This window comes from Halomonas sp. 3A7M (assembly GCF_014897875.1).
Taxonomy (GTDB): Bacteria; Pseudomonadota; Gammaproteobacteria; order Pseudomonadales; family Halomonadaceae; genus Vreelandella.
Genome location: NZ_JABUZD010000114.1, coordinates 1 through 25268, shown reverse-complemented (window position 1 = coordinate 25268; position 25268 = coordinate 1). Strand labels below are relative to the sequence as shown.

23 protein-coding genes and 1 pseudogene are annotated in these 25268 nt (G+C 54.2%); 6 read left to right on the top strand and 18 right to left on the bottom strand.

What is annotated here, in order from left to right:
* Window positions 1–6 precede the first annotated feature (6 nt).
* The gene (pnp, locus tag INT19_RS10060; RefSeq protein ID WP_083000730.1) at window positions 7–2169 is read left to right on the top strand and encodes a polyribonucleotide nucleotidyltransferase; all 2163 of its coding nucleotides are present in this window, start codon (window positions 7–9) and stop codon (window positions 2167–2169) included.
* 88 nt (window positions 2170–2257) lie between these two features.
* Entirely contained in the window at window positions 2258–3427 is a 1170-nt protein-coding gene (locus tag INT19_RS10055) for an MFS transporter (protein WP_193060635.1), read from the top strand.
* An 80-nt stretch (window positions 3428–3507) separates the two neighbouring features.
* Here the strand turns inward: INT19_RS10055 and INT19_RS10050 are convergent, their stop codons facing one another.
* From INT19_RS10050 to dksA, 11 genes are all read right to left on the bottom strand, one after another.
* A complete protein-coding gene (locus INT19_RS10050) occupies window positions 3508–4686 on the bottom strand; it encodes an acetyl-CoA C-acetyltransferase (RefSeq protein ID WP_193060634.1) in 1179 nt (392 codons plus the stop codon).
* Window positions 4687–4894: 208 nt separating this feature from the next.
* Window positions 4895–5275 carry an aspartate 1-decarboxylase gene (gene panD, locus INT19_RS10045; RefSeq protein WP_089039911.1) on the bottom strand — a complete coding sequence of 127 codons (381 nt, stop codon included), beginning with the start codon at window positions 5273–5275 and terminating at the stop codon, window positions 4895–4897.
* A gap of 26 nt (window positions 5276–5301) precedes the next feature.
* A complete protein-coding gene (gene panC, locus INT19_RS10040; RefSeq protein ID WP_193060633.1) occupies window positions 5302–6171 on the bottom strand; it encodes a pantoate--beta-alanine ligase in 870 nt (289 codons plus the stop codon).
* Between the two features lie 29 nt (window positions 6172–6200).
* Window positions 6201–6992, bottom strand: a complete 792-nt coding sequence (gene panB, locus INT19_RS10035) for a 3-methyl-2-oxobutanoate hydroxymethyltransferase (protein WP_089039909.1) — start codon at window positions 6990–6992, stop codon at window positions 6201–6203.
* Window positions 6993–7127: 135 nt separating this feature from the next.
* Window positions 7128–7649, bottom strand: coding sequence for a 2-amino-4-hydroxy-6-hydroxymethyldihydropteridine diphosphokinase (folK, locus tag INT19_RS10030; protein ID WP_193060632.1), 522 nt, complete (start codon window positions 7647–7649; stop codon window positions 7128–7130).
* Window positions 7650–7656: 7 nt separating this feature from the next.
* Window positions 7657–9042, bottom strand: a complete 1386-nt coding sequence (gene pcnB, locus INT19_RS10025; RefSeq protein WP_038480742.1) for a polynucleotide adenylyltransferase PcnB — start codon at window positions 9040–9042, stop codon at window positions 7657–7659.
* A gap of 876 nt (window positions 9043–9918) precedes the next feature.
* Window positions 9919–11304, bottom strand: coding sequence for a sigma-54-dependent transcriptional regulator (locus INT19_RS10020; protein ID WP_089039907.1), 1386 nt, complete (start codon window positions 11302–11304; stop codon window positions 9919–9921).
* Window positions 11282–14227, bottom strand: a complete 2946-nt coding sequence (locus INT19_RS10015) for an ATP-binding protein (RefSeq protein ID WP_193060631.1) — start codon at window positions 14225–14227, stop codon at window positions 11282–11284. Before INT19_RS10015 ends, INT19_RS10020 begins: the two co-directional genes overlap by 23 nt.
* Entirely contained in the window at window positions 14217–14393 is a 177-nt protein-coding gene (locus tag INT19_RS10010; RefSeq protein WP_009723722.1) for a hypothetical protein, read from the bottom strand. Before INT19_RS10010 ends, INT19_RS10015 begins: the two co-directional genes overlap by 11 nt.
* Window position 14394: 1 nt before the next feature.
* Complete coding sequence (gluQRS, locus tag INT19_RS10005) at window positions 14395–15294, bottom strand: tRNA glutamyl-Q(34) synthetase GluQRS (protein ID WP_193060630.1); 900 nt, start codon at window positions 15292–15294, stop codon at window positions 14395–14397.
* A 161-nt stretch (window positions 15295–15455) separates the two neighbouring features.
* Window positions 15456–15893, bottom strand: coding sequence for an RNA polymerase-binding protein DksA (gene dksA, locus INT19_RS10000; protein WP_009723720.1), 438 nt, complete (start codon window positions 15891–15893; stop codon window positions 15456–15458).
* Between the two features lie 186 nt (window positions 15894–16079).
* Between dksA and INT19_RS09995 the strand changes: the two genes are divergently transcribed.
* Together INT19_RS09995 and sfsA are read left to right on the top strand one after the other, a co-directional pair.
* Window positions 16080–17240: an aminotransferase class I/II-fold pyridoxal phosphate-dependent enzyme gene (locus INT19_RS09995; RefSeq protein ID WP_089039904.1), complete on the top strand. Its 1161-nt coding sequence runs from the start codon at window positions 16080–16082 to the stop codon at window positions 17238–17240.
* A complete protein-coding gene (gene sfsA / locus INT19_RS09990; RefSeq protein WP_193060629.1) occupies window positions 17237–17965 on the top strand; it encodes a DNA/RNA nuclease SfsA in 729 nt (242 codons plus the stop codon). The genes INT19_RS09995 and sfsA overlap by 4 nt, the downstream gene beginning before the upstream one ends.
* Here the strand turns inward: sfsA and INT19_RS09985 are convergent.
* The 6 genes from INT19_RS09985 to INT19_RS09960 form a co-directional block, all read right to left on the bottom strand.
* On the bottom strand, window positions 17962–18423 hold the full coding sequence (locus INT19_RS09985) for a DUF4426 domain-containing protein (RefSeq protein WP_089039902.1): 462 nt from the start codon (window positions 18421–18423) through the stop codon (window positions 17962–17964). The two genes, sfsA and INT19_RS09985, sit on opposite strands and share 4 nt — an antisense overlap.
* Before the next feature lie 48 nt (window positions 18424–18471).
* On the bottom strand, window positions 18472–19065 hold the full coding sequence (metW, locus tag INT19_RS09980; RefSeq protein ID WP_038480763.1) for a methionine biosynthesis protein MetW: 594 nt from the start codon (window positions 19063–19065) through the stop codon (window positions 18472–18474).
* On the bottom strand, window positions 19065–20261 hold the full coding sequence (gene metX, locus INT19_RS09975; protein ID WP_193060628.1) for a homoserine O-succinyltransferase MetX: 1197 nt from the start codon (window positions 20259–20261) through the stop codon (window positions 19065–19067). Before metX ends, metW begins: the two co-directional genes overlap by 1 nt.
* Before the next feature lie 64 nt (window positions 20262–20325).
* A complete protein-coding gene (locus INT19_RS09970) occupies window positions 20326–20919 on the bottom strand; it encodes a YggT family protein (RefSeq protein WP_089039900.1) in 594 nt (197 codons plus the stop codon).
* A gap of 29 nt (window positions 20920–20948) precedes the next feature.
* The gene (gene proC / locus INT19_RS09965; RefSeq protein WP_193060627.1) at window positions 20949–21773 is read right to left on the bottom strand and encodes a pyrroline-5-carboxylate reductase; all 825 of its coding nucleotides are present in this window, start codon (window positions 21771–21773) and stop codon (window positions 20949–20951) included.
* An 80-nt stretch (window positions 21774–21853) separates the two neighbouring features.
* Window positions 21854–22570, bottom strand: a complete 717-nt coding sequence (locus tag INT19_RS09960) for a YggS family pyridoxal phosphate-dependent enzyme (protein WP_193060626.1) — start codon at window positions 22568–22570, stop codon at window positions 21854–21856.
* A 34-nt stretch (window positions 22571–22604) separates the two neighbouring features.
* Between INT19_RS09960 and INT19_RS09955 the strand changes: the two are divergent.
* Window positions 22605–22709 (top strand): annotated as a pseudogene (locus INT19_RS09955) (twitching motility protein PilT); the annotation flags it as partial.
* A gap of 38 nt (window positions 22710–22747) precedes the next feature.
* On the opposite strand, the gene INT19_RS09950 reads toward INT19_RS09955, so the two are convergent.
* On the bottom strand, window positions 22748–23890 hold the full coding sequence (locus INT19_RS09950) for an anhydro-N-acetylmuramic acid kinase (RefSeq protein WP_193060625.1): 1143 nt from the start codon (window positions 23888–23890) through the stop codon (window positions 22748–22750).
* 116 nt (window positions 23891–24006) lie between these two features.
* Between INT19_RS09950 and tyrS the strand changes: the two genes are divergently transcribed.
* Window positions 24007–25206, top strand: a complete 1200-nt coding sequence (gene tyrS, locus INT19_RS09945; RefSeq protein ID WP_089039896.1) for a tyrosine--tRNA ligase — start codon at window positions 24007–24009, stop codon at window positions 25204–25206.
* The last annotated feature ends 62 nt before the right edge of the window (window positions 25207–25268 follow it).

The following is a 25268-nucleotide window of genomic DNA, read 5'->3' as shown; positions in this document are numbered from 1 at the left end:
ATATTAATGTTAAAGGAAGTCGCCGTGAATCCGGTAAAAAAAACGTTTCAATACGGTCGTAGCACCGTCACCCTAGAAACTGGGCGTATTGCTCGCCAAGCCACTGGCGCCGTTATGGTGACCATGGATGAAACCGTCGTACTGTGTACGGTTGTGGCTAAAAAAGAAGCAAACCCCAATCAGCCTTTCTTCCCACTCTCGGTACACTACCAAGAGAAAACCTACGCAGTGGGCAAGATCCCCGGCGGCTTCTTTAAGCGCGAAGGGCGTCCTACTGAGAAAGAAACCCTTACCTCGCGTCTGATTGATCGTCCGATCCGTCCGCTATTTCCTAAAGGGTTTATGAACGAAGTGCAGGTTATCTGTACTGTTCTGTCGACTGATCGTAATCATGACCCCGATATCGCAGCCCTACTGGGCACTTCGGCAGCGCTGGGTATTGCTGGCGTGCCGTTCAACGGCCCGATTGGCGCGGCACGTGTGGGCTTTAATGAAGAGCAGGGCTACTTCCTAAACCCAACCGTTGAAGAGCTGACTACCTCAGAGCTGGACATGGTTGTTGCCGGTACCGAAAACGCGGTATTGATGGTGGAGTCGGAAGCTCAGGAACTGCTTGAAGACGAAATGCTCGGTGCCGTGCTGTTTGGTCACCAAGAAATGCAGGTAGCCGTTAGCGCGATTAAAGAGCTGGTCGCTGAAGCTGGCAAACCGCGTTGGGATTGGCAGCCGGCCCAAGAAAATGTAGCACTGAAAACGGCCATGGCCGATGCCTTTGAAGCCAAGGTAGGTGATGCTTATCGCATTACTGACAAAATGGCTCGCCAAGATGCGCTGTCAGCGCTGAAAGATGAAGCGGTTGCACAGTTGGCCGCTGCTGAAGGCGAAGAAGTAGAAGGTAAGTTCAGCAAAGATGACGTGAAAGGTGCGTTTGCTGGCCTTGAAAAGCGCGTTGTACGCTCTCGTGTCGTGAAAGGCGAGCCCCGTATTGATGGACGCGACAATGCCACTGTACGTCCTCTAGCGATTGAGGTGGGTGTACTGCCTAAGACACACGGTTCGGCAGTATTTACCCGTGGTGAAACTCAGGCCATCGCCATTGCTACCTTGGGCACCCTGCGCGATTCGCAGCTGATCGAGTCCCTGGAAGGTGAGCGTAAAGACCGCTTTATGCTGCACTACAACTTCCCTCCTTACTGTGTTGGTGAAGCCGGCTTTATGGGCGGCCCGAAGCGTCGCGAAATCGGCCATGGCCGTTTAGCACGCCGTGGCGTTCAAGCAATGCTGCCGTCAGAAGACGTTTTCCCCTATACCATCCGTGTGGTATCGGAAATCACCGAATCTAACGGTTCTAGCTCCATGGCGTCAGTGTGCGGCTCCTCGCTCGCGCTGATGGATGCTGGTGTACCATTAAAAGCACCGGTGGCCGGTATTGCCATGGGCTTGGTGAAAGATGAAGACGGCTATGCGGTATTGACCGATATCCTGGGTGACGAAGATCATCTGGGCGATATGGACTTCAAAGTTGCCGGTTCTGAAGAGGGCGTTACTGCTCTGCAGATGGACATTAAGATTGAAGGCATCAATGAAGAGATCATGGAGAAAGCGCTGCAGCAGGCCCATGATGCTCGCCTCAGTATCCTCGCTCAGATGAACGACGTGATCAGCCAAAGTCGTACGGATGTGTCGGAAAATGCTCCGTCCATGGCGACGATTAAAATCGATCCGGACAAGATCCGTGATGTGATTGGTAAAGGCGGCGCGACGATCCGTAAAATTTGCGAAGATACCGGCGCCTCTATTGATCTGGATGATGATGGCACCGTGCGCATCTACGCCGAAGATAAAGCCGCAGCCAAAAAAGCCATTGATACCGTGCTGGCAATTACCGCAGAGGCGGAAATTGGTAAGCTTTATAACGGTAAAGTAGTTCGCATTGCGGACTTTGGCGCTTTCGTTAATATCATGCCGGGTACTGACGGCTTGGTTCACATATCGCAAATTGTTGCCGAGCGCGTTAACAACGTGCGCGACTTCTTAAATGAAGGCGATGATGTGATTGTGAAAGTATTGGATATCGACAACCGCAATCGTGTGAAACTCTCAATCAAAGAGATCACCGAGGAAGAGAAAGCAGCTTTTGCCGCTGCCGAGGCGGACGTCGCTAACTAAAGCGATGTAGACGTAACGGCCGCCCCCGCAGCTTTCAGTTGCGGGGGCGGTGTCGTTTTATAGGCAGTATAGGAAAAGAGAAGAGAACATGGAGAAGGAGCAAGCGCCGCGTTGGTGGGCGGTAGTGGCCGTGATGATCGGTATTTTTTTATTGGTGACAGCTGAGCAGCTGCCTATAGGGTTATTGTCCCAGGTGGCGTCGTCAATGGGTGTCACGCCAGGTATGGCGGGCCTTATGGTGACCGTGCCGGGAGTGGTTGCTGCTTTCTCTGCGCCGCTGTTGCCGGTCGCGGTAGGCCGTTTAGATAGACGTGTCATGCTCACGGTGATGATGATTGTGATGGTGATTGGCAGCGCGCTTTCAGCAGTGGCCAGCAACTTTGGGTTACTTCTGGCAGCCCGTGTGTTGGTGGGCATTAGTATCGGCGGGTTTTGGGCCATTGCGGGCAGTATTGCCCCAAGGCTGGTGCCCAGCGATCAGGTTGCCAAGGCCATGACGATTATTTTCGGTGGTGTGGCCGCTGCGTCAGTATTGGGGGTGCCGTTAGGTACGCTGCTTGGGGACCTGAGCAACTGGCGGGTGGCGTTTGGCGCGCTAGGCGGGCTGAGTCTTTTAACCGCCATTGCACTATGGTGTTGGCTACCGCCACTGCCGCCAAGAGAGCCGGTACGATTGCGTATGTTAGCGCAGCAGTTTAGCAATCGTGGTGTGCGTGTCGCGGTGTTAACCACCGGCTTTGTCGTTATTGGGCACTTTGCTGCTTATACCTTTATTAGCCCTATTCTGCAGGAGATTAGTGGCGTAGCTCAGCGCCATGTTGGCAGTTTGCTGTTGCTATATGGGGCGGCAGGGATTTTGGGTAATATCGCGGCAGGTATCTTTGCTGGGCGTCACCCGTATCGGGCGGTGCTGGCCATTCCTAGCCTGTTACTGTTAGTGGTGGCTGTTTTCCCGCTGCTGGGTGTTCAGCCTATCAGCGGCGTCCTGCTGCTAATGGTATGGGGAGCTGTTTTTGGCAGCGTGTCAGTGAGTATTCAAACCTGGATTATACGTACGGCACCTAATACCGAGGCAGCCACCGCGCTGATGGCCTTTACCTTTAATATGTCGATTGGTTTAGGGGCCATGTTTGGTGGACGTATCGTCGATGGCACTAGCCTGCCTATTGCTATGTGGGCGGCATCGGGGCTATTCCTGCTGGGGGCGTTGTTGGTATGGCGAACGCCTTCAAGCATTGTGGGTGAGAAGCGTCGCTAGGACGTTGCAACATAAACCGTAAAAAATGCCCCCGCTCTTAGTAGCGGGGGCATGGCGTTTAAGCGCACTAAACGTAGGGCTTAGGGACGTTCAATCGCCAGTGCAACACCTTGACCGCCGCCGATACACAGGGTGGCCAGGCCTTTCTTAGCATCACGCGCAATCATTTCATGCAGTAGGCTGACCAAGATGCGGCAGCCAGAAGCACCGATCGGGTGGCCTAGTGCAATAGCACCGCCATTCACATTCACTTTGCTGACATCCCAGCCCAACTCTTTGTTGACTGAAAGCGCCTGAGCAGCGAATGCTTCGTTAGCTTCTACTAGGTCCAGGTCGTCCAGGCTCCAGCCCGCTTTTTCGAGGCAGCGGCGGGTGGCTGGGGCTGGGCCAATGCCCATAATTGCCGGGTCAACGCCAGCGTTAGAGTAAGCGGCAATACGTGCCAGTGGCTCTAAGCCAAGTTCTTTGGCTTTTTCTGCTGAGCAAAGCATCACCACGGCAGCGCCATCGTTTAAGGATGAGGCGTTACCGGCGGTAACGGTGCCGTCTTTCTTGAACGCGGGGCGCATTCCACCTAGCTTCTCAGCGGTAACTTCCCGCGGGTTCTCATCCGTATCAAACACCACTGGATCGCCTTTGCGCTGCGGGATTTCCACAGGAACGATCTGGCCTTTGAATTTACCATCTCTGATAGCTTGCGCAGCTTTTTGTTGCGAGGCCGCCGCGAACTCGTCCATCGCTTCGCGAGTGATACTGTATTTATCCGCCAGGTTTTCCGCGGTAATACCCATGTGATAGTTGTTGAATGCATCCCACAGGCCGTCGTGAACCATGGAATCAATCGCTTTCCAGTCGCCCATGCGCTGACCGTTACGCGAGTTAGGCAGGATATGCGGGGACGCAGACATGTTTTCCTGTCCACCTGCCAGAATAACGCTGGCGTCACCGCAACGGATGGCTTGGGTAGCCAAGTGCAGGGCCTTGAGGCCTGAGCCACATACCTTGTTGATCGTCATGGCTGGAACGGCATCAGGCAGACCAGCTTTGATAGCCGCCTGGCGCGCAGGGTTTTGGCCTACGCCAGCGGTCAGCACTTGGCCTAGCAACACTTCATCAATTTGCTCTGGGGCAACGCCGGTAGCGGCGAGAATGTCTTTAATAACCAATGCACCTAAATCGCTAGCAGGAATGCCAGCGAGTGATCCACCAAAGCTTCCTACGGCGGTGCGGCGAGCGGCGACAATAACCACGTCTTGCATATGATGACTCCTTGGGTAAGTAACGCAACGTTCCGAGTGAGGACAGAGGCTTCAGGGGAAGCGGACTCTCCATTGTTGTTAGCATGTTGTGTCGAACTTATCTATCAGCATAGGGGAAGGTTGTGCATTGCGGCAATACGCTTTTTTAGGCAAATAAAAACGGGCCGTAAAACGGCCCGTTAAATAGCTGCTTACTCAACTGCTTGGCTTACGCTAATTGAACAGGAATCGCATTACTGGTGTGGCTAACGTGATTGCCTTCTTGCAGATAGACAAGCGCTGGCTGATGCTTTTCAAGTTCTGCTTCAGAGTAGTGAGCGTAACTACAAATAATGATCCGGTGTTCCGGTGAGGCTAAATGCGCGGCTGCACCATTGATGGAAATTAGCCGAGAGCCTTCTTCTCCACGAATCGCGTAGGTAGTGAAGCGCTCGCCGTTTTCCACGTTATAGATCTGGATTTGCTCGTTTTCGCGAATACCGGCCATATCCAGCAATTCCCCGTCGATAGCACAGGAACCTTCGTAATTGAGTACCGCGTGGGTAACGCGAGCCATATGCAGCTTGGCTTTCAGCATAATCGTGTGCATAGAAACTCCTAAATAGCGAAACTAGCTTACGCGCTAGTGTCAGTGGCAGCGTCTGGGAGCTGCACGCTGATGTTGTCAATAAGTCGAGCGGGGCCTAGCTTAGCCGCCGCTAGTAGCACGGCACTGCGTGTCGAGCTGCCCACAGGAGCAAGCGTTGCGTCACGTAGCTCAAGGTAATCAGGCCTAAAGCCAGCATCATACAGTGCCGTTTTACCCTGTTGTAGTACCTCTTCGGCGGGGGTGCCGCGCTCTAACGCATCGCGTAGCTCGCATAAGGTGCGATATAGCATGGGGGCTTTTGCGCGCTCAGACGCACTTAAATAACCATTACGAGAGGAGAGCGCTAGGCCGTCATCGGCGCGCACAATCGGTACGCCGATAATCTCGATAGGCATGTGTAGATCACTCACCAGCTTACGAATGACCGCAAGTTGCTGGTAATCTTTTTCACCGAAGCAAGCCACATCCGGCTGCACCAGATTAAATAGCATGCTGACCACGGTAGAAACGCCATCAAAGTGCCCGGGGCGCGAGCCTCCGCACAACCCTTCGCCTACGTCGGGGACATGCACGAGGGTCTGGGCAGACAGGCCATTGGGGTAAAGCGCGCTGACGGTGGGGGCGAACAGAATATCGCAGCCAGCATCGGTCAACTGCGCTTGGTCTGCCTCGAACGTGCGTGGGTAGGCGTCCAGGTCTTCCCCGGGACCGAACTGCATGGGGTTCACGAACAGGCTTGAAATGACGACGTCAGCGTGCTGACGAGCATTGGCCACAAGCGCCAAGTGGCCTTGATGCAGGTTGCCCATGGTGGGCACTAAGGCAATGCGTTGGCCACGCTGGCGGTATTCGCGGAGCGTGCTGCGTAATTCGTTGATATCTCGTAAAGTGCGCATAAAGGGGTCGTGGTCGTTCCAGTTGGCGCTTAAAAACAGTGCTCAGCGGCTGGGAAAGTACGGGTTTTAACCGCTTCATGGTAGTGTGAAAATGCACTTTGAATGCTTTCAGCATCCGCCATGAAATTCTTGACGAAGCGCGGCGTGCGGCCATGAGTAACGCCTAGCACGTCGTGCATGACTAGAATTTGGCCATCGGTATCAGGGCCTGCGCCGATACCAATCACTGGGACGTCTAAGGCTTCAGTTACTGCTTTACCCAGGCTTGCTGGCACACACTCCAGCAAAATTACGGAAGCACCTGCCTCAACGAGCACTTTGGCATCATTGATAATTTGTTCGGCCTGGGCAGCTTCGCGGCCTTGCACTTTATAACCACCTAGCTGGTAGACCGTTTGCGGTGTTAACCCGAGGTGGGCGCATACCGGAACGCCGCGGCGGGTCATCTCACGGATACCGTCGGCCATCCATGCTTCGCCTTCGACTTTTACCAGTTCAGCGCCAGCACGCATCAATGCGGCAGAATCTTCTAGCATGCGTTCCGTGGTGGCGTTGCTCATAAACGGCAAGTCCACCATCAACAGGCTATGGCCTTTGCCACGCGCCGTGCAGCGTGTGTGGTAGCAAATATCTTCCATAGTCACAGGAAGCGTACTAGTGTGCCCTTGTAAGACCATGCCTAGGGAATCGCCGACTAGCAGAACATCAACGCCTGCAGCGCTGGCGGCATGGGCAAAAGAGGCATCGTAAGCGGTCAGGCAACTGAACGTTTCGCCGGCGCGCTTATACGCCTGCAGAGTGCTCAGGGTGACGGTTTTCATGGCGTGCTCTCGTAGTTTCTAAGTGGGCCGATGCAACGTGGGCAGCCGACCATTATTAACGTTGCATCCTTGCAAGCGTGAAGTGGCGTAACTGGCAATTGTTACCTGAATGGGGGCTTGGTGTCGAGATTTGTGTCAGACGGTAGCAGTCACGGTAGCATTTGGATTGTCTAACCGTTGTATCCCGCTTTGCTCAAGCTGCTTCAGCCACTCAGCAAGCGGCTGTTGATAAAGCACTATTGGCTCTAATTGAGTAGCAGACACCAGTTCTTCAAGAGGCGCTAATACAAAGGCGCGTTCATGCATATGGGGATGAGGAACCTGAAGCCTAGGGCGCGCGATCGTGGTTTGATCGTAAAGCAGCAGATCTAAATCCAGCGTGCGCGGCCCCCAGTGACGTAATCGCCGACGGCGGTGGCGTTGCTCTAGCCCTTGAAGCTGGTCCAGTAGTGCCAGCGGAGAAAGCGTAGTTTCAAGGGCGGCCACGGCGTTAATAAAGTCAGGCTGGTCTTGTGGCCCTATTGGCCGTGTAGCGTATAGGGACGACTGAGCCACCAACTGGCAAAGAGGCAGGGTGTCCAGTTCTCGTAAGGCTTGGCGAACCTGGCTGACAGGGTCATCCAGATTGCTACCTAGGCCAATATAAGCAAGTGACATTGTGCTCTTACTGCTCTGTTTTGCGTGGTTTGCGTCGTTTTTTACGTCGACGGTCCCCCTGGCTTGCCGGATCACTTCCCACTTTTTGCAGCAGCCGAAGTTGCTCGTGCTCATCACCTTGCTGGAAGGCATTCCACCAATCGCCTAAGCCACGCGGTATTTCACCTGCTTGTTCACGCAACAGCAGCAAATCGTAGGCGGCTCGGAAGCGTGGGTGTTCGCGGGTTTGAAATGCCCGTTTGCCACGGCGCAGAGGAAGGCGTGCCTGTAGTTCCCAAATATCGCGCATGGGCATGCCAAAGCGTTTGGGAATCGAAATATGCTGTAACTGACGAGTGACTACCTGCTGGGCAGCAGTTTGCAGCGCTGGAATTGCGGGCATGCCTTCGCGCTCAAGCTCGGCTTGACGGTGTGCCACTGGTGCCCACAAAAAGGCGGCTAGCAGGAAGGCTGGCGTCACTGGCCGTCCTTCCGCAATGCGCTTATCGGTGTTAGTGAGCGCTTGTTCAATCAGATCTTCGGCCCAAGCAGCATCCGCCATGGCTTCTTCCGCTTCGGGGAACAGCATGCCAAACAAGTTGTAATGGCTCAGTAAGCGGAAAGTAATTAAGCCGTGCCCCGACATGAATAGCTTGAGTACTTCATCAAACAAACGGGCGGGAGGAATTTGCAGTAACAGCGGCGCCAGATCGTACATCGGCTCTTCAGTGGCTGGCTCGATGGTGAAATCGAGCTTGGCCGCAAAGCGCACCGCACGCAGCATACGTACAGGGTCTTCCCGATAGCGGGTAACGGGGTCGCCAATCAGTCGCAGCGTACGTGACTCAATATCACGCGCGCCGTTGGCAAAGTCATGAATCGTGAAGTCAGCGATATTGTAGTAAAGCGCATTCACGGTGAAGTCGCGGCGTAGAGCGTCTTCTTCGATGTTGCCCCACACATTGTCTCGCAATAGCAGGCCATCGTCAGACTGCTGGGCGATATGATCGCCGTGCTCGTCCTGAGGCTTGCCGCGGAAAGTGGTAACTTCAATGACTTCGCGACCAAAGCGCACATGCACAATGCGAAAACGCCGACCAATCAGCCGCGAATTGCGAAACAGATCGCGCACCTGTTCCGGCGTTGCATTCGTGGCAACGTCGAAATCTTTCGGCATTTTGCCCAGCAATGCATCACGAATGCAGCCGCCAACCAGGAAGGCATCAAATCCAGCGCCATTAAGGCGATAGAGTACCTTTAACGCGGCCTCGCTGATTTGCTGACGAGAAACAGGGTGCTCGGAGCGCGGAATAATACGGGGACTGAGCGCATCGGCGGCGCTCTCTGGGGAATCGAGCAGGGATTTCAAGTGCTCTCCCGGGCTATGTAATAAACGGGTAAATCCTTTAAACATGCGGCGATATCGACTCGCAGGGTATCGAAAACAGTATCGAGAAACGTAGCGAAAAAATGACCGCAAGGTTAGCGGTAAGTTGCTGAGTGTAGCCGACCCCTTGAGGCTTGCAAAGCACTGGAGCAGGGTTTGTAAAAGACGACTGCTTTAAACGCGGAAAGGGGAGGCTACAAGAGCCTCCCCTATAAAGCAGACAATCAGCGTCCATGCTGTTGTTTTTCTTCATGATGGCACATCGCTCTGAATACGCACCGCAGTCGGTAGGCGTGAGAACCAGTCTGATTCCGACCGCCTCGTATTCAAAACAATAATCCAACCGCGAACTTTTTCTCCCGGCGTGTTGTTATTGGTTCCGGGGTGTACACACATGCTGCTGTTGTTTTTGTTTGGGAGCAGATTCTTTGTGTACGTCGCGTCCTTTTTTGGGCACTTGCTGACTGTTGTTATTGTTCGCTGCGCCTATTCTGCTTAGCGCTAGCAAGTCGTGAGACTCAAGCCTGTTGTTCTTGTTAGTACTATGATCTCTGCCTAGCCCTGTTGTTTTTGTTTTGGCTCAGGTTGGGGCGGTGTCATGTTGTTTTTGTTAGCGACGTCCGCGCTGCCCATTTTGTTCTTCTTGCCCAGTAATATTGCACTTGCTGTGCCACCCATTTTTTATTCTTTTATTTTCATGGGCTTGGAATTTATTGGCTATGCCAGGGAACTAATCGCAACGCATAGTGTTACCCGTTTTTAAGGGATTTCTGGGGCGTGTTGTGTGGGAAGGTAACAGTGGCTGATGGGAAGGTTTTGGATATTTCTTATGCAAATCAATCTATTGGACGTTAGTCGTAGAAGGCGAGGTGGTGAATGGCTAATCATAGGTATTGCCGCCACCTAATTGGGGCGGCGTGCGGTTTTTTTACGTGGGATGCCTAGGCGCTGGCGCCGCTCCCATAAATTTTTACGGCTAATTCCCAGCTTTTGGGCTAACTCGGTTTCACTCATTTGATCCTGATGTTCCAGCACAAAATGCTGAAAATAGTCCTCAAGAGAGAGGTCGTCGTCATCGCCACTTGGCGCTGATGATTCATTGGCTAATGCGGAGCTGTTACCTGCAGAAGAGTGAGGTCGGTTGGTAACAGGGCCAAGGCCTAGGTCGTCAGGGTGAATCAAATGCCCCTCGGCTAGAATTACGCCCCTCTCCAGTGCATTCTCAAGCTCGCGTACGTTACCAGGCCAAGGGTAGTCGCGTAGGTCCTGTCGGGAAGCCCGTGACAAACGAAGCCCTTGGCGATCATGACGTTTGCAGGCTTTATCTAACAGAATATCGGCTATCTTCAATACGTCTTCTTCACGGTCGCGCAGCGGTGGCAATTCAATCTGCATAACGTTGAGGCGATAGTAGAGATCTAGTCGGAATTCCCCGCTTTTAGACAGAGCGCGCAAGTCTCTGTGGGTGGCGGCGATCAGGCGCACGTCCACATGGCGTGTTTCGACGGAGCCAATTTTGCGGATTTCACCTTCCTGAAGTACGCGTAACAGCCGCGCTTGGGCATCCAGTGGTAACTCGCCGATTTCATCTAAAAACAGGGTGCCACCGTCGGCGGCTTCCACTAACCCGGTTCGGGCAGCGCTAGCGCCGGTAAACGCTCCTTTCTCATGGCCAAAAAGCTCTGACTCGATCAGCGTCTCAGGTATTGCCGCGCAGTTCACACAAATCAGCGGTGCTTTGGCGCGTTTGCTTTGCTGATGAATGGCCCGGGCAACGAGCTCTTTGCCTGTGCCGGATTCTCCTTGAATTAGCACGGTAACGTCTGCCGGGGCTGTTTTGCGAATGCGCGTGTAAACCTGCTGCATAGCCGTGCAATTGCCGATCATCGTTTGACGCCCACCTCCTTCATCGGTGATATCCGGAGGTGTGCCTTGCTGCATCGACTGCTTATGCAGAATGCGTTCGACGGTTTCTAAAAGCTCGGTGTGATCAAATGGTTTAGCAACATAGTCCACAGCCCCTTGCTTAAGCGCGTCGACTGCCGAGCGCATGCTGGCATAGCTGGTCATTATCAGTACCGGCGCGGGTGCTGCGGCCTCAATTAGGGCGGTGCCAGGATCACCTGGCAGTCGCAGGTCGCTAATGACTAGATCAAACTCGCTAGGCGCCAGCTCACGTGCTTCTTCTGCGCTGCCCGCTTCGCTGACGGTATAGCTGTGACGTTCGAGTAAACGCTTTAAAGCGCTGCGAATAATCGCTTCATCTTCAACAATCAGTATCCTGGGCATGAGGTAGGTGATCATCCTGTTGGTAAAGCGGTAGCCAAAGCGTGATGGCAGTGCCGCGAGGCTTTCCTGGAGGTGGTGACGCAACCTCTATTTTGCCTTGGTGCTCATTGATAATTTGGTAGGCCAACGAGAGCCCAAGCCCCGTTCCTTGACCCGCAGGCTTGGTCGTGGTGAAGGGCTCGAAAAGGCGATGCTTCACGCTTGGGTCAATGCCGTGGCCATCATCGGTGACTCGCCACCAAGCATGGCTTGCCTGTTTGCCTGCTTCAATATGAACCGTGCCCTGAGCGTCGCAAGCGTCTTTGGCATTGCTCAGTAAGTTGACCATGACCTGGGTTAATCGCTGAGCATCGCCACGCACCACGATGTCATCCGGACAGTCATTGGTAAAGCTTACATCCTCCCCCGAGCGCGCTAAATGGATCAAGTGCAGCGCGTCTTCGCTAACGGTAGAGAGCGAGGCGGGGGATGCCGGCAGTGGCAGGGTTTGACGGCCACCGTGGGCAAAACCGACCAGCGAGTTAACAATCTTGGTGACTCGTTGGGTTAACTGTTGAATTTGGTTAGCCGTTTCCAGTAGCGCTGGGTCATCGGTATCGTAGCGCAAGTTTTGGGCCAGTGACGAAATGCCCGTGATAGGGTTGCCTATTTCATGTGCCACGCCTGCCGCAAGTTGCCCTATGGATGCCAAGCGCGCTGCGTGGACAAGTTCCTCTTCTAGCCACTTCATTTCAGTATGGTCTTCTACCAAAATCACGCTGCCGCCACGGCTGTCGTGTCCGCTTAACACTGCTTTGTGAAGGGTGAGGAAGTAATCCTTGCCATGTAGTGACACGGCTTGTTTATACAACGGCGTATGGCTGGCGTTGAGTACGCTACCGAGTAAATTGGGCCAGGGTGGGGGCAGGCTATCTCGGCGTGAGCCAATCACGCTATCGCCGCTAATCCCGGAGAGTGATGAAAGCGCCTCATTCCACATTAACAGCTCATCATCGTCGCCTAGCACGCACAAGCCTACGGGCAAGTAGGCTAGCGTTTGCCGGTGATGGCGGCGCAAGCCATCCAGTTCCCGAGCCAGCCCAGTGAGCCTAGAGCGGTAAGCTTCAAGGCGGCTTTCAACAAAATGAATATCGTCAGTGACCGGTGCGTCGTCGTGGCGGTAGGGCAAGTAACGATCAACAATATCTCGCGCAACTGAAGGCCCCATTAAACCGGATAGGTTCGCCTGGATTCGGTCGCGCAGGCGGCGCAGTGCATAGGGGCGGCGCTCCTGAGGTGTCAGGTTTAGCGCTGCCAGTGCGCGGTCAACTTCACGGCTGGCAGCTTCATCGCCCAACGCTTGGGCAAGATAAGTAGGGAAGTCTCCCGCCGTAGCTGCTTCCAGTGGTAGGCGTTTTGAACGAATGACCGCATCTACGGAGCATGCTTCAGCCGCAGAGCGTTCGCCTTCTGAGATGCGGGTAAATAACGACACAATGAGAAGCAGTAAAATATTCACCGCTAAAGAAACAAGCGTAACGTTATACCAAATGGGCGCATCCGCAGACATCAGGGGAGTGAGGGGCAGCGAGAGTGTGGGGAGATCAAGCAAAAGCGGCAACCATAGGCCCCACAGCCAAATGATGATGCCGCTCATTAGCCCGGCGATCATGCCCTTGCGGTTCGCACCGGGCCAGTATAACAACGCCAGCATGCCAGGCAGGCACTGTGCCATGCCTACAAATGCAGCGAGCCCCAAGTTTGTTAGCGAATGGTAGCGACCGACGCTTTCAGCAAATAGCCACCCGCCCGCAATTACAGCGACGACTAAACCGCGACGTAGCCAGAGCAGCCAGCCGTATAAATCGCTACGCGCCTCCGGGGGGCGAGCCACTAGCACCACGTGGTTTAGCACCATGCCTGAAAGAGCCAGCGCGATCATCATCATGGTGCCACTGGCGGCGGCAAGGCCGCCAATGAAGGCTAGCGCTCCCACCCACCAATGTTCTGACATCAAGAAGGCGGCGTAGGCTGCGACTGGAACCGTCTCGTTTGTCGATTGTGCAGCCCACCAAATCAACGGTACTGGCAGTGCCATCAGTAGCAAAAATAGCGGTAATGTCCAACTGGCTTGGAGCAGGGTGTGGCGAGAAAGGCTTTCTGCAAAGGTAATCTGAAACAGGTGCGGCATCATGAACGCGGCCGCAAAGAACAGCAGTAGCAGCGTGCGCCATTGGGGGGCTTCAAATTGCGGCGTTGCGGCTTGGGCTGCGGCTCCAGGCCCTTCTAACCACTGCTGTAATCCGTGAGGCCCATCAAATACCCACCACAGTGCAATGGCACCTAGCCCAAGCATCGCCAGTAGTTTAATGATCGATTCAAAAGCAATCACGCTGAGTAGCGTATCGTGACGATGTCGATGGCTGTGGCGTGCGCCAAACAACACTGCACAGCCTGCGATCACACCGCAAAACAGCAGGGTGGCCGCCGCGCTATAGCGGCTGCCGGTGAGCAAGTAGACCGCATCGCTTAAGGTTTGCACCTGGATGCCCAGCAGCGGCATCACGGCTAGCAGGCTGATCAGCGTTACCAGAGTGCCTGCCCAGCGGGATCGGTAGCGAAACGCAAATAGATCCGCGAGTGAAGAGAGCTGGTAGGTACGAGTAATGCGTTGTATGGGCACAAGCAGTACGGGGGCCAGCAGAAAAGCCCCGGCTGCACCGAGGTAATATGCCAGGTAGCCAAAGCCTGCTTTCGCCGCAAGCTCCACACTGCCATAGATTGCCCACGCGCTGGCGTATACGCCCAGCGCCAGGGTGTACACAATAGGGTGGCGCGTAATGCGCACGGGCACCCAGCCACGCTCAACGGCCATGCCGCAGGCAAACAGTAAGGCAAGATAGCCTAGGCCCAGCAGTACTACTCCTAAAAGCTCAACGCTCATCTAACTTCCTTTTTTGCTCAAGCCATAGCGTTAGCGCGATCAGACCGCCCCAAATAGCAAATGGGCGATACCAGGCAACGCTTGGATCTCCCCAGCCGTCCATCAGTAACGGCGAAAGCAAATAGCCGCCAAACACCAAGAACAGCAGTATGCGATAAACGTACATATTAAAACTCTGATTGATAGCGGCGGTGGGTGGTAGCGACAAGCTTTTCAACAGACCAGTGTGCTATTGCCCAGTTTAGTTGTGTTTCGGGTGGCTCTTGAACCAACGTGTCAGGTGGGGCCTGATCGAGTAGTCGCAGTGCTTGAAACAGCTGTTGGCGAATGCCGTCGGCGTCTTCGGCTAATGCAGGGGCCAGATTTTGCTTAGAAAGCTTTTGACCCTCTTGAGTAACCACGAGCGGTAAATGTAGATAGCGGGGAGTTGATAAGCCAAGCGCTTGCTGCAACTGGCCTTGCCAGGGCGTGTTATCCAGCAGGTCATAACCGCGCACAATATCGGTAATGCCTTGATCGGCATCATCCACTACGACGGCGAGCTGATAGGCCCAAAGCTGATCTTTGCGTTTAAGCACAACATCCCCCAAAACGGCAGGGTCGAACTGTTGGAAACCAAAAAGCCGATCCTGCCAAGTAATAGGGCGCTTTGCCAGATCGCTGCGCAGCCGCCAGGCCACCGGCTTTGTGGCATCACGAACGCTCTCGCGGCACCAGCCAGGATAGATTGAAAACGCTTGCCACTGCTTTCTCGAACAGCTACATGGATAAGCCAAGCCTTGGGCAGCCAGTTGATCGAGCGCCTGCTGATAAGCCTCATCACGGTGGCATTGCCAGCGGATTTCTTCATCCCAATGAAGCCCAAAGGCGTCAAGCTGACGCAGAATTGTATCAGCAGAGCCTTCAGGGCAGCGGGGCGGGTCGATATCCTCAATGCGCACCAGCCACTGCCCGCCAACAGCGCGGGCGTCTAAATAGCTGCCTAGGGCGGCTACTAGCGAGCCAAGATGCAGTGGCCCTGACGGTGTAGGAGCGAAACGTCCTCGGTAGTGCGTGGTATGGGTCATGACAGCCCGAATCAATTGTTCAAATAGCGCCAGCGATTAACTACGATGATAAGTACAGCGATAAATACAAGATGACAAACAAAAACGGGCACCTCAAGGGTGCCCGTTGGACGCTTTAGCTTGTAACAAACTAGCAGCTTGTAGCGTATGCGCGCCGATGGTTAGCCACCGAGCTGTTTCTCTTTAAGCTCTGCCAGCGTTTTACAGTCCACGCACAGCGTTGCCGTGGGGCGGGCTTCAAGGCGGCGAATGCCGATTTCAACGCCGCAGGCTTCACAAAAGCCGTAGTCGTCTTCATCGATTTTTTCGATGGTTTCGTTAATCTTTTTCAGCAACTTGCGTTCGCGATCCCGAGTACGCAGCTCCAGGCTGAAGCCCTCTTCTTGAGTAGCGCGGTCAGCGGGGTCAGCGTAGTTATTAGCGTCTTCCTGTAGGTGGCGTACGGTACGATCCACCTCTTCCATGAGATCTTGTTTCCAGTCTAGAAGGAGCTGGCGGAAGTGCGCGAGCTGCTTCTCGTTCATATACTCTTCGCCCGGTGCTGGCTCATACGGGGTGAAGGACTTGGACGCTTCCGGTTTCTTTTCCGCTACTGGCATGGGAGTGCCCCTTACGTATGTGACTGCTGATCGACCATGAGTGTGTGTCACGATCTCACGCCAAAGGGATGCTTGTTTAGCTGAAAAATGCGCGCTATGCAAGCATAATGGCGCATTTTCGACCATGGTCTTGCCTCTTCAACGACCTGCGTCATGATTTCTCTACCATTTAGTGAAGGAACCGTTATGGCTTGGAATTCACGTGTAAATCACGTTGCACCTTTTCGCGTGATGCATCTATTGGAAATGGCCCAGGCTCGAGAGGCCGAAGGCCACGATGTGATTCACCTAGAGGTCGGCGAACCTGATTTCGCGACGCCGGCACCGATTGTAGCAGCAGGCCAGCAAGCGTTGGCAACAGGCAAAACGCGCTATACACCTGCGGCAGGCCTAGCGTCGCTGCGGGAGGCGATTTCAAGACATTACGCCGAGCATTTTAACGCCACCGTTGACCCCTCACGTATTTTGGTAACGCCAGGGGCCTCTGGAGCGCTGCTGCTGGCTAGCCAATTACTGGTCGAAGAAGGCGACCGTGTTTTGATGGCCGATCCCAACTATCCGTGTAATCGTCACTTTATGGCCCTAGCTGGCGCAGACATTGATGCCATTCCCGTAGGGCGCCAAAGCGGTTGGCAGTTAACGGCGCCGTTAATTGAACAGCACTGGCAAGCTAAAACGAGTTTAGCCATGCTGGCTTCCCCGTCTAACCCTACGGGACATACGTTAGGCGCTGAGGCGCTAAACGCGGTCATCAACACGGTAGCTGCGAAAGGCGGTGACGTGATTGTCGATGAGATTTACCAAGGCTTGAATTATGACGATGCACCACTATCGGCGACATCGCTTTCCGATCAAGCCTTCGTGGTGAACAGTTTCTCTAAATATTTCGGCATGACAGGCTGGCGCTTGGGCTGGTTGGTGGCGCCTGAACATGCCGTCGAGCCGCTTACTAGGCTGGCGCAAAACGTCTTCCTTGCCGCGCCTACGCCTTCCCAGCATGCGGCGTTGGCCGCTTTCACTCCAGAGTGTCGAGATATTTTGGAAGCGCGTAGATCGACGCTCAAGCAGCGACGCCAAGTGTTGTTGGATGGGCTAGCGCAGTTGGGGCTTGCCCCGGACCTGCCACCTCAAGGGGCTTTTTATCTGTGGTTGGATATTTCCCATTACAGCCGAGATAGCCAGGCATTCTGTGAGCGGTTGCTGGTCGAGGAGAACGTGGCAATTACTCCGGGCATTGATTTTGCGCTGGAGGGCGGCGAACACCATGTGCGCATTGCCTTTACTAACAGCGTTGAACGGTTGCAGGAGGCCGTAGAGCGCATTGGCCGTTTCGTGAGTCGACTATGACGACCTATCCTGAGTTGGTATCTGGGGTGTTGCTGCGTCGTTATAAACGCTTTTTAGCCGATGTAAGGCTGGAGGGTGGCGAGGAAGTCGTCGCCCATTGCCCCAACACGGGCTCAATGAAGGCGGTGAATGTGCCCGGTTGTCGAGTGTGGCTGTCACGGAGTGATAATCCCAAGCGCAAGCTGGCCTGGACCTGGGAATGGATTGAGTTGCCACAGTCAGAGGGTGCCTTGGCGCTGGCTTCTGTCCACACTGGCCGCGCCAACCGCATCGTGGAGGAGGCCATTTTAGCCGGTGATATTGCGCCATTGGCAGGCTATCAAACGCTCAAGCGGGAAGTGAAGATCAGTGACGCAAGGCTCGATTTCCGGCTGAGTGATCCTGATAAGGGCGAGGTTTTTATTGAAGTTAAGCAGGTCACCCTTAAAGAAGCCGATGGACATGGTTATTTTCCTGATTCGGTCAGCGTGAGGGGCACCAAGCATTTGCATACATTAACCGCGCTGGCCGAGCTGGGCGAAAGGGCCGTGCTGCTGTTTTGTGTCGCCCATGAAGGTATTCACGATGTAGCCCCAGCGGCCCATATCGATCCCATCTATGCGGCGGCGCTAGCCGCAGCAGTAGATGCTGGGGTTGAGGTGTTGGCTTACGGTATTACGCTAGATTGGCAGGCAGGAGCGCCGGTAGCGGTGCGATTAGCACGACCGCTACCGGTGCGAATTTAACGCTCGATATAAAAACGCTGAATAAAACTGACCCGCTCGGGACTGGCATTGCGGTCGTAGCGAACGTCCAAGTTAAAACGTGTGGGCTCGTCGTGGCGCAGGGCGAAGGTGGCCAAGTGATAAGTGGCATCACCATCGTGCACAGTACGAAAGCTTAGCGACTCTTGGGCGTCGGTGAGGCCTGTCACGTGGCCTTGTACGCTAGCGTTAACGGCACGGGTGCTGCCGTCCTCTTGGCGTTCGCGTACGCTTACATTAACCAATCCGAGACCTGCACTGCGCTGAATTCCGTGCGCTTGGGCAACTTCAGGGGTGAGGAAGCTGGTGGCCACAGCACTGTAATGGATCTCATAGTCGCCTATCCGTACCAGCTGCTCAGCTACCGCTTGTGTGGCGAGGAGCAGTGAGCAAAGCAGCGTAGTAAGCAGGGTTGTTCTGCGTAACGCTCGATAAACCATGGCAGGTCTCCTCTTATGGGTCGATATGGCGAGTTAACGTAAAATAAATTAGCGACGGCGCACTCTAAAAATAGCAATTTCACCGAACAAGTTGGGCCACCACTTGGATGTCCAGTGCCCTTTGTGATCGCCAACCCCTACCGCGCGATCCACAATTACCAACCCTTTTTCACGGCACAAATGCTCGAAGTCGTTAAAGGTAGAAAGGTGGATGTTGGGTGTGTCATACCAGGCATGGGGTAGCGATTTAGAGACCGGCATATAGCCACGTAGGCCAAGATGAATTCGGTGACGCCAATAAGCAAAATTAGGAAAGGTGATAATGCCTTCCTCGGCGACACGTAACATTTCATCAAGCATTTTATCCGGGCGACGTAGTGCCTGAAGCGCTTGGGTCATAATGACTTGATCATAGCTGTTGTCGCAGAAACTACCCAGGCCATCATCCAGGTTATGCTCAATAACGTTCACGCCCCTGGCGACACACTGGGTAATACCGTCGGGGTCGATCTCTAAACCGTAGCCGGTAACATTTTTCTCCTGTGCTAAGCGCTCAAGCAGAGCACCATCACCGCAGGCTAAATCCAGCACGTGAGCCCCTTGGGGCACCCAGTCGTAAATCAGTTCAAGATCCGCACGCATTACAGGGTCTCCTCCCTGGCTGTTTCTTCGATATTCAGCTCTCGGGCGATGCGAGTCATAAATGCGCTGAACAGAGCGTGGTAACGTGGCTCGGGCAGTAAGAAGGCATCATGCCCGTGAGGAGAGTCGATATTGGCATAGCTAACCGATTTGCCAGCGCGGGTGAGCGCGTCGACGAGTTCTCGAGAGCGAGAAGGTGGGAAACGCCAGTCAGTGGTAAAACTAACAACCAGAAAAGGGCACTTTGCTGGTGCTAGTGCGCTGGCTAGGTCGCCTGCTTGAGTGGCTGCGGGATCGAAGTAGTCAAGGGCCTTGGTCATTAACAGGTAGGTGTTAGCGTCAAAGGCGGTGGAGAAGGTATCGCCCTGATAGCGCAGATAAGACTCAACCTGGAACTCGACATCAAACCCAAAGTTCAAATCGTTGCTGCGCAAATCGCGGCCAAACTTACTGCCCATTGCATCTTCGGAGAGGTAGGTGATGTGGCCCACCATGCGTGCCAGTTTCAAACCACGCTTGGGGACCGTGTCGTGCTCTGCATACCAACCGTCGAAGAATTCAGGGTCAGAGCGAATCGCCTGACGAGCCACTTCGTTAAAGGCAATATTCTGGGCGGAAAGCCGGGGGGTGGCGGCAATCACTACCGCATTGGCGACACGTTCAGGGTAAGTCATTGTCCACTGAAGCACCTGCATACCACCCAGGCTACCGCCCACTGCTGCGGCCCAGCGCTCAATGCCTAGTTGATCGGCTAGGCGCGCTTGGCTGGCTACCCAGTCACTGACAGTGACCATGGGGAAATCAGGCCCCCACTGGCGGCCGGTTTCAGGGTTGTGGCTAACAGGGCCTGTGCTGCCATGGCAGCCGCCCAGATTGTTTAGCGATACCACAAAAAAACGGTTGGTATCGATAGATTTTCCGGGGCCGATATGAGCATCCCACCAGCCAGGTTTGCGGTCTTCGTCACCGTGATAGCCCGCTGCGTGGTGGTGTCCCGATAACGCATGGCAGATCAACACAGCGTTACTACGCTCAGCGTTTAACGTGCCGTAGGTTTCGTAGATAAGCTCGTACTCAGGCAGCACCTTGCCACAAGCAAGCGGCAGCGGCGTATCAAATTTCGCTACATGGGGGGTGACGAGGCCAACGGAGTCCGCCGGCCGGTCAACGAAAGTGAGAGTGTCTGAATCAGGCATCGAAAGCGCTAGTCCTGCAAAAAATAAATCCTGCTAAAAAGAGGCCCTGGGGAATATTGCGCGGTTACAGCCCAACCAGTGCGCCAGAGATACCCGCAGCGCGGATCAAAGCCCCCACTACTAAGCCATCCACCAAATTAATCGCAATAAACACCACGATGGGTGATAAATCGATCATGCCGAGTGGCGGAATGACTTTCCGAACAGGCGCCATAATGGGCTCGACTAGCTGCATGACCAGCAAAGCACCTGGGTGGCTAGCATTCGGGGCGACCCAGCTCAGAATAATCATCACAATCATGGCAAAGAAATAGATCTTTAATATGGCGTTAGCCAGTGCCGCAATGCCCGCAATCAGTAGTCCTGGAATGGGCGGCATGCCAACGCCAATCACCATGAAAATTGCCAGCATGCTAACCACTTTCAGCACAAAACCCGCGGCCAGCGTGGCAAGGTCAAAGCGCCCAGCGACGGGACCTAAGAAGCCCTGAAATAGCCCTACAACAGGCTGGGTAATTTTAACCACTGATTGGCTAAGCGGGTTGTAATAATCTGCCCGCGATGCCTGCAGCAAAAAGCGCAGCATCAGTAAGAATAAATAAATATTGATTAACGAGTTAACAAGCATTAACCCGGCACTGCCCACTTGACTACCCATTGCGGCCTCTCCGTTGCAAAGTTACGTATTTAGTTGGCGCTAAGTTCCTTGGACATTGCTTCTGCGCGCTGGGCACAGGCCTGCATGGCGTCGGCGATGGTGGCGCGTAGTTGCGCATCTTCCATGTGCTGAATCGCGCGTTCTGTTGTGCCGCCTGGTGACATAACATTTTGTTTAAGTGTGGCCGGGTCTTTGTCACTGCGCTGGGCCATAGTGGCGGCACCTAGCGCCGTTTGAATGGCCAAGCGTCGCGCCGTGGCGGCAGGCAAGCCTAGTTTGACAGCGGCTTCTTCCATCGCCTCAAACATTAGAAAGAAGTAAGCTGGCGCACTGCCTGATACCGCAGTTACCGCATCAAGCAGGCCCTCTTCTTCAACCCACTCCACAATGCCAACCGCTTCCATAAGCTGTGTTGCTAGCGTGCGTTGCTCCTCGCTCACCGCGCTATTGGCATATAAGCCGCTGGCACCGATACCAACCAATGCAGGCGTGTTGGGCATGCAACGAACTAACGCATTATTACCGCCTAGCCATTGATCAATGGTGGCTGCATCGAGACCTGCCGCGATCGAAATAATCAGCGGTGATTGCTGTTGTACGTTATCCCGCATCGCTTCGCATACGCTGCGCATAATCTGGGGTTTTACCGCGAGTACGACCACGTCGGCGTCTTCGACGGCGGCGTTATTATCGGTGTTTGTGTTAATTCCTAAACGTGCTGCTAAAGGCGTTAACTCGCTTTCATTAGGTGCGGTGGCCGTGATGTCGCTAGGAGACACGCCACTATCGATGAGGCCGCCGATAATGGCGCTGGCCATATTGCCTGCGCCAATGAAGGTAATCTTGCTCGCCATGTGGGTATCCTTATTGGGTAAAAAAGCTGCATCGGGCAGCATGGGCTGTCAGTCGTCTTTACGCTCTTCAATTAGCAGTGTTACTGAGTCGCGTGTTGAGTGGTGCGTGCGCCAAAAATCGCCGTTCCTAAACGTACCAGCGTTGCGCCCTCTAAAACAGCGGCTTCTAAATCGTCGCTCATCCCCATCGATAGCGTATCCAGAGGGGCATCCGGGAGCGCTGTCTGAAGGGTTTCCAAAAGTTGTCGCAAGGCCGCAAGCGGCGCCCGCTGTTCTGCAAGGCTGTTGGCCGGGGCCGGAATCGCCATGAGTCCACGTAGACACAGCCGTGGCAGGGCGGCCACTTCTTTCGCTAGTGCCATTACCTCATCGGGCATGACGCCCGACTTTGAAGCCTCGCGGCTAATATTGACCTGCAAACAAATGTTGAGTGGCGGTAAGTGTTCCGGGCGTTGTTCGCTAAGCCGTTTGGCAATTTTTAAGCGGTCAACGCTATGTACCCAAGCGAAGCTTTCTGCCACTGCGCGGGTTTTGTTGGACTGTAGTGGGCCAATAAAATGCCACACAATACCGTCTAAGTCGGCCAGTTCGACTTGTTTTTCCAGGGCTTCTTGCAGATAGTTTTCGCCGAATTCACGCTGACCATGCTGCCAGGCTTGGCGAATCATGGAAGCGGGCTTTGTTTTACTAACGGCTAGCAGCGTTGCGCTATCGAGTGGGCGTTCAGCCTTTTTTAATGCGTTACTCAGGCGTTCGTGGGCCTGGGCGAGTGACTCGGGAAGCGCGATGTCTGTCATACTCAAGCACCTTACCACTGCTGGGAAAAGAGAGGTGGATATTACCGAACTGCTGGTGTTCTCGGCAAAGCAGAATGCATCTAATCAGCACCTTTCTGCTGGGCTTCCACCTATGATACGTGCTGATGGTGTTAGCCGTTGACTTAATCTACCCGCCATGGGGAGCGTTGGTGTCAATCAGCAGGCGTAAATGCCACCCAGAACTCTCGGGCCACTGGCGCCAGTGACAGAAGGTAAGTTGCCGGGCAGATCGTGTAAACGTTGATGGGCAAGCCAGGCAAAAGCGCCTGCTTCAATCCAGTCTTCGGGCCAGCCTAAGTCGGCGGGAGACTTAAACGTCGCATGGGGCAAATGCGCCGCTAGCCTCGCCATTAAATAGCTGTTATGTGCACCGCCGCCGCAAGCAATTAAGGTCATGCTATCGTGGGTCGCGGGCAATTGTTGAATACCCTGGGCAACGCTTATCGCGGTCAGTTCCGCTAACGTAGTTTGCACATCGCAAGCAGTTTCATTGCCCGTTAGCTTGTTTTCTAACCAGGCCAAGTGGAATAGTTCGCGCCCGGTGCTGCGCGGCGGCGGTTGATGAAAAAAAGGCTCGCTAAGCAGGCGTTTTAGTAGCGCTTGATCGACCTGTCCGCGAGAGGCCCAGGTGCCATTTTGGTCAAAGCGTCCGTCGTGATGTTTTGAGAACCAAGCATCTAACAGCACATTAGCGGGTCCTGTATCAAAGCCAATGGCAGGAATGCTGGTATCGCTGGGTAGCCACGTCAGATTCGCAAAGCCTCCTAGGTTTAAAACAAGCTGCTCGCTTGTCTGGCGACCAAAAAGGGCTTGATGAAATGCTGGTGCCAGCGGCGCTGCTTGACCACCAGCGGCTAAGTCTCGTCGGCGAAAATCAGCCACCACCGTGCAGCCGGTTAATTCGGCCAACAGGCTGGGATTGTCCAGCTGTAGTGTATAGGCAGGGCCGCCGTGGTGGCCGCTGGGAGCATGCTCGATTGTTTGTCCATGGCTACCAATAGCACTAATTTGCGCTGCTGAGACCTGTTGCTGAGCCAGCAGTGCTTTCACAGCGTTTGCCTGTAGCTGGCAAAATTCGGTTTCGGCCGCTGCCAGCTCAGCAAAGCTCACTTGCTCGGCATGACACAAGTTCAGCAGTAGGTTATGAAGCGACTGAGGCATGGGCGACGCATGCGTAGCAATGAGCTCCGGTGGCGAGTGCGGCGTTATAGCGACCAACGCCGCATCAATGCCGTCCAGGCTGGTGCCCGACATTAAGCCAACATAGTACGACGGTAAGGTAGGGTGGGGCGTTTTCATAAAGCGGCTCATCCAAAACGTAGTGAAGGCTCAACCAAGGCGATAGGGCATGGTAACATCGCCGGTTATTCGATATCTGACGCCTATATGGCACATATTACATGGAGAGAGAGGCAATGAGTGAGGTGGATCAGGCGTTAGCGCTACTGTCGCGAGGCACGCATGAAATCCTGGTAGAGGATGAGCTGAAGAAAAAGCTGGCGTCTGGCCGTAAGCTGCGTATTAAAGCAGGGTTTGATCCGACAGCACCTGATTTGCACCTTGGGCATAGTGTGCTGCTGACGAAAATGCGCCAGTTCCAGGATCTCGGGCACACCGTTATTTTCTTGATCGGGGATTTCACTGGTCGTATCGGTGACCCCACTGGCAAAAACGTTACTCGTAAACCGCTCACCGAGGCCGACGTAAAAGCCAACGCTGAAACCTATAAAGAGCAGGTGTTTAAAATCCTCGATCCCGAAAAGACCGAGGTGCGCTTTAACGCCGAATGGTTTGGTGAATTAAGCGCCGCTAAAATGATTGAGTTGGCAGCGCAAAGCACGGTCGCGCGGATGCTTGAGCGTGATGACTTTGAAAAGCGTTATAAAGCTAACCAATCTATCGCGATCCACGAGTTTCTCTACCCGCTCGTCCAAGGCTACGACTCAGTCGCGCTTGAGGCGGATGTTGAGTTAGGTGGGACCGATCAGAAATTTAACCTGTTGATGGGCCGAGAAATTCAAAAGCACTTCGGCCAAGAGCCTCAGGTCGTGATCACCATGCCGCTGCTCGAAGGCCTGGACGGCGTGCAGAAAATGTCCAAGTCGTTGGGCAACTATGTTGGTGTCGATGAAGCGCCGGGCTCTATGTTCAATAAGCTAGTGTCTATGCCCGATAGCTTAATGTGGCGTTACTTTGAGCTGCTCTCTTTGAAATCCAACGAAGAGATCGATGCGCTCAAGCAGAGCGTTGAGGCGGGGGCTAATCCGCGTGACGTGAAAATGGAGCTAGCCCGTGAGCTTATTGCCCGTTACCACGGCGATGAAGCTGCCGCCAATGCACACAAGTCGGCGGGTAATCAGCTAGCGGAAGGTGAGTTGCCGGAAGACCTACCTGAAGTAGAAGTAGATTTCGAAGGTAATGAGCAGGCGCCTATCGCGGCAGTACTCAATCGCTCTGGTCTCACCAAGAACAGTGCGCAAGCCAAAGACATGTTGAAAAACGGTAGTGTGAAAGTCGATGGGGATGTTGTTGCCCAAGACACGATGTTAGCTACGGGTAGCGCCTACGTTATCCAGGCAGGTAAGAAACGTTATGCTCGTGTGACGCTTACCTAACGTTTTCGATAACTTTCTCAAAAAACCACTTGCCAAGACGGCAGCGAATCCGTAAAGTACGC

What these genes read in the sequence shown, in the direction of transcription:
- dksA (WP_009723720.1), bottom strand. Translation starts at nt 15,893, where the DNA reads ATGCCAGTAGCGGAAAAGAAACCGGAAGCGTCCAAGTCCTTCACCCCG.
- panD (WP_089039911.1), bottom strand. Translation starts at nt 5,275, where the DNA reads ATGCACACGATTATGCTGAAAGCCAAGCTGCATATGGCTCGCGTTACC.
- INT19_RS09970 (WP_089039900.1), bottom strand. Translation starts at nt 20,919, where the DNA reads ATGGGTAGTCAAGTGGGCAGTGCCGGGTTAATGCTTGTTAACTCGTTA.
- INT19_RS10010 (WP_009723722.1), bottom strand. Translation starts at nt 14,393, where the DNA reads ATGTACGTTTATCGCATACTGCTGTTCTTGGTGTTTGGCGGCTATTTG.
- INT19_RS09995 (WP_089039904.1), top strand. Translation starts at nt 16,080, where the DNA reads ATGGCTTGGAATTCACGTGTAAATCACGTTGCACCTTTTCGCGTGATG.
- INT19_RS09960 (WP_193060626.1), bottom strand. Translation starts at nt 22,570, where the DNA reads ATGACAGACATCGCGCTTCCCGAGTCACTCGCCCAGGCCCACGAACGC.
- panC (WP_193060633.1), bottom strand. Translation starts at nt 6,171, where the DNA reads ATGCGCACTTTACGAGATATCAACGAATTACGCAGCACGCTCCGCGAA.
- pnp (WP_083000730.1), top strand. Translation starts at nt 7, where the DNA reads ATGTTAAAGGAAGTCGCCGTGAATCCGGTAAAAAAAACGTTTCAATAC.
- sfsA (WP_193060629.1), top strand. Translation starts at nt 17,237, where the DNA reads ATGACGACCTATCCTGAGTTGGTATCTGGGGTGTTGCTGCGTCGTTAT.
- tyrS (WP_089039896.1), top strand. Translation starts at nt 24,007, where the DNA reads ATGAGTGAGGTGGATCAGGCGTTAGCGCTACTGTCGCGAGGCACGCAT.
- INT19_RS09985 (WP_089039902.1), bottom strand. Translation starts at nt 18,423, where the DNA reads ATGGTTTATCGAGCGTTACGCAGAACAACCCTGCTTACTACGCTGCTT.
- INT19_RS10015 (WP_193060631.1), bottom strand. Translation starts at nt 14,227, where the DNA reads ATGAGCGTTGAGCTTTTAGGAGTAGTACTGCTGGGCCTAGGCTATCTT.
- INT19_RS10020 (WP_089039907.1), bottom strand. Translation starts at nt 11,304, where the DNA reads ATGCCCAGGATACTGATTGTTGAAGATGAAGCGATTATTCGCAGCGCT.
- INT19_RS10050 (WP_193060634.1), bottom strand. Translation starts at nt 4,686, where the DNA reads ATGCAAGACGTGGTTATTGTCGCCGCTCGCCGCACCGCCGTAGGAAGC.
- metX (WP_193060628.1), bottom strand. Translation starts at nt 20,261, where the DNA reads ATGCCTGATTCAGACACTCTCACTTTCGTTGACCGGCCGGCGGACTCC.
- proC (WP_193060627.1), bottom strand. Translation starts at nt 21,773, where the DNA reads ATGGCGAGCAAGATTACCTTCATTGGCGCAGGCAATATGGCCAGCGCC.
- panB (WP_089039909.1), bottom strand. Translation starts at nt 6,992, where the DNA reads ATGAAAACCGTCACCCTGAGCACTCTGCAGGCGTATAAGCGCGCCGGC.
- pcnB (WP_038480742.1), bottom strand. Translation starts at nt 9,042, where the DNA reads ATGTTTAAAGGATTTACCCGTTTATTACATAGCCCGGGAGAGCACTTG.
- INT19_RS09950 (WP_193060625.1), bottom strand. Translation starts at nt 23,890, where the DNA reads ATGAAAACGCCCCACCCTACCTTACCGTCGTACTATGTTGGCTTAATG.
- metW (WP_038480763.1), bottom strand. Translation starts at nt 19,065, where the DNA reads ATGCGTGCGGATCTTGAACTGATTTACGACTGGGTGCCCCAAGGGGCT.
- folK (WP_193060632.1), bottom strand. Translation starts at nt 7,649, where the DNA reads ATGTCACTTGCTTATATTGGCCTAGGTAGCAATCTGGATGACCCTGTC.
- INT19_RS10055 (WP_193060635.1), top strand. Translation starts at nt 2,258, where the DNA reads ATGGAGAAGGAGCAAGCGCCGCGTTGGTGGGCGGTAGTGGCCGTGATG.
- gluQRS (WP_193060630.1), bottom strand. Translation starts at nt 15,294, where the DNA reads ATGACCCATACCACGCACTACCGAGGACGTTTCGCTCCTACACCGTCA.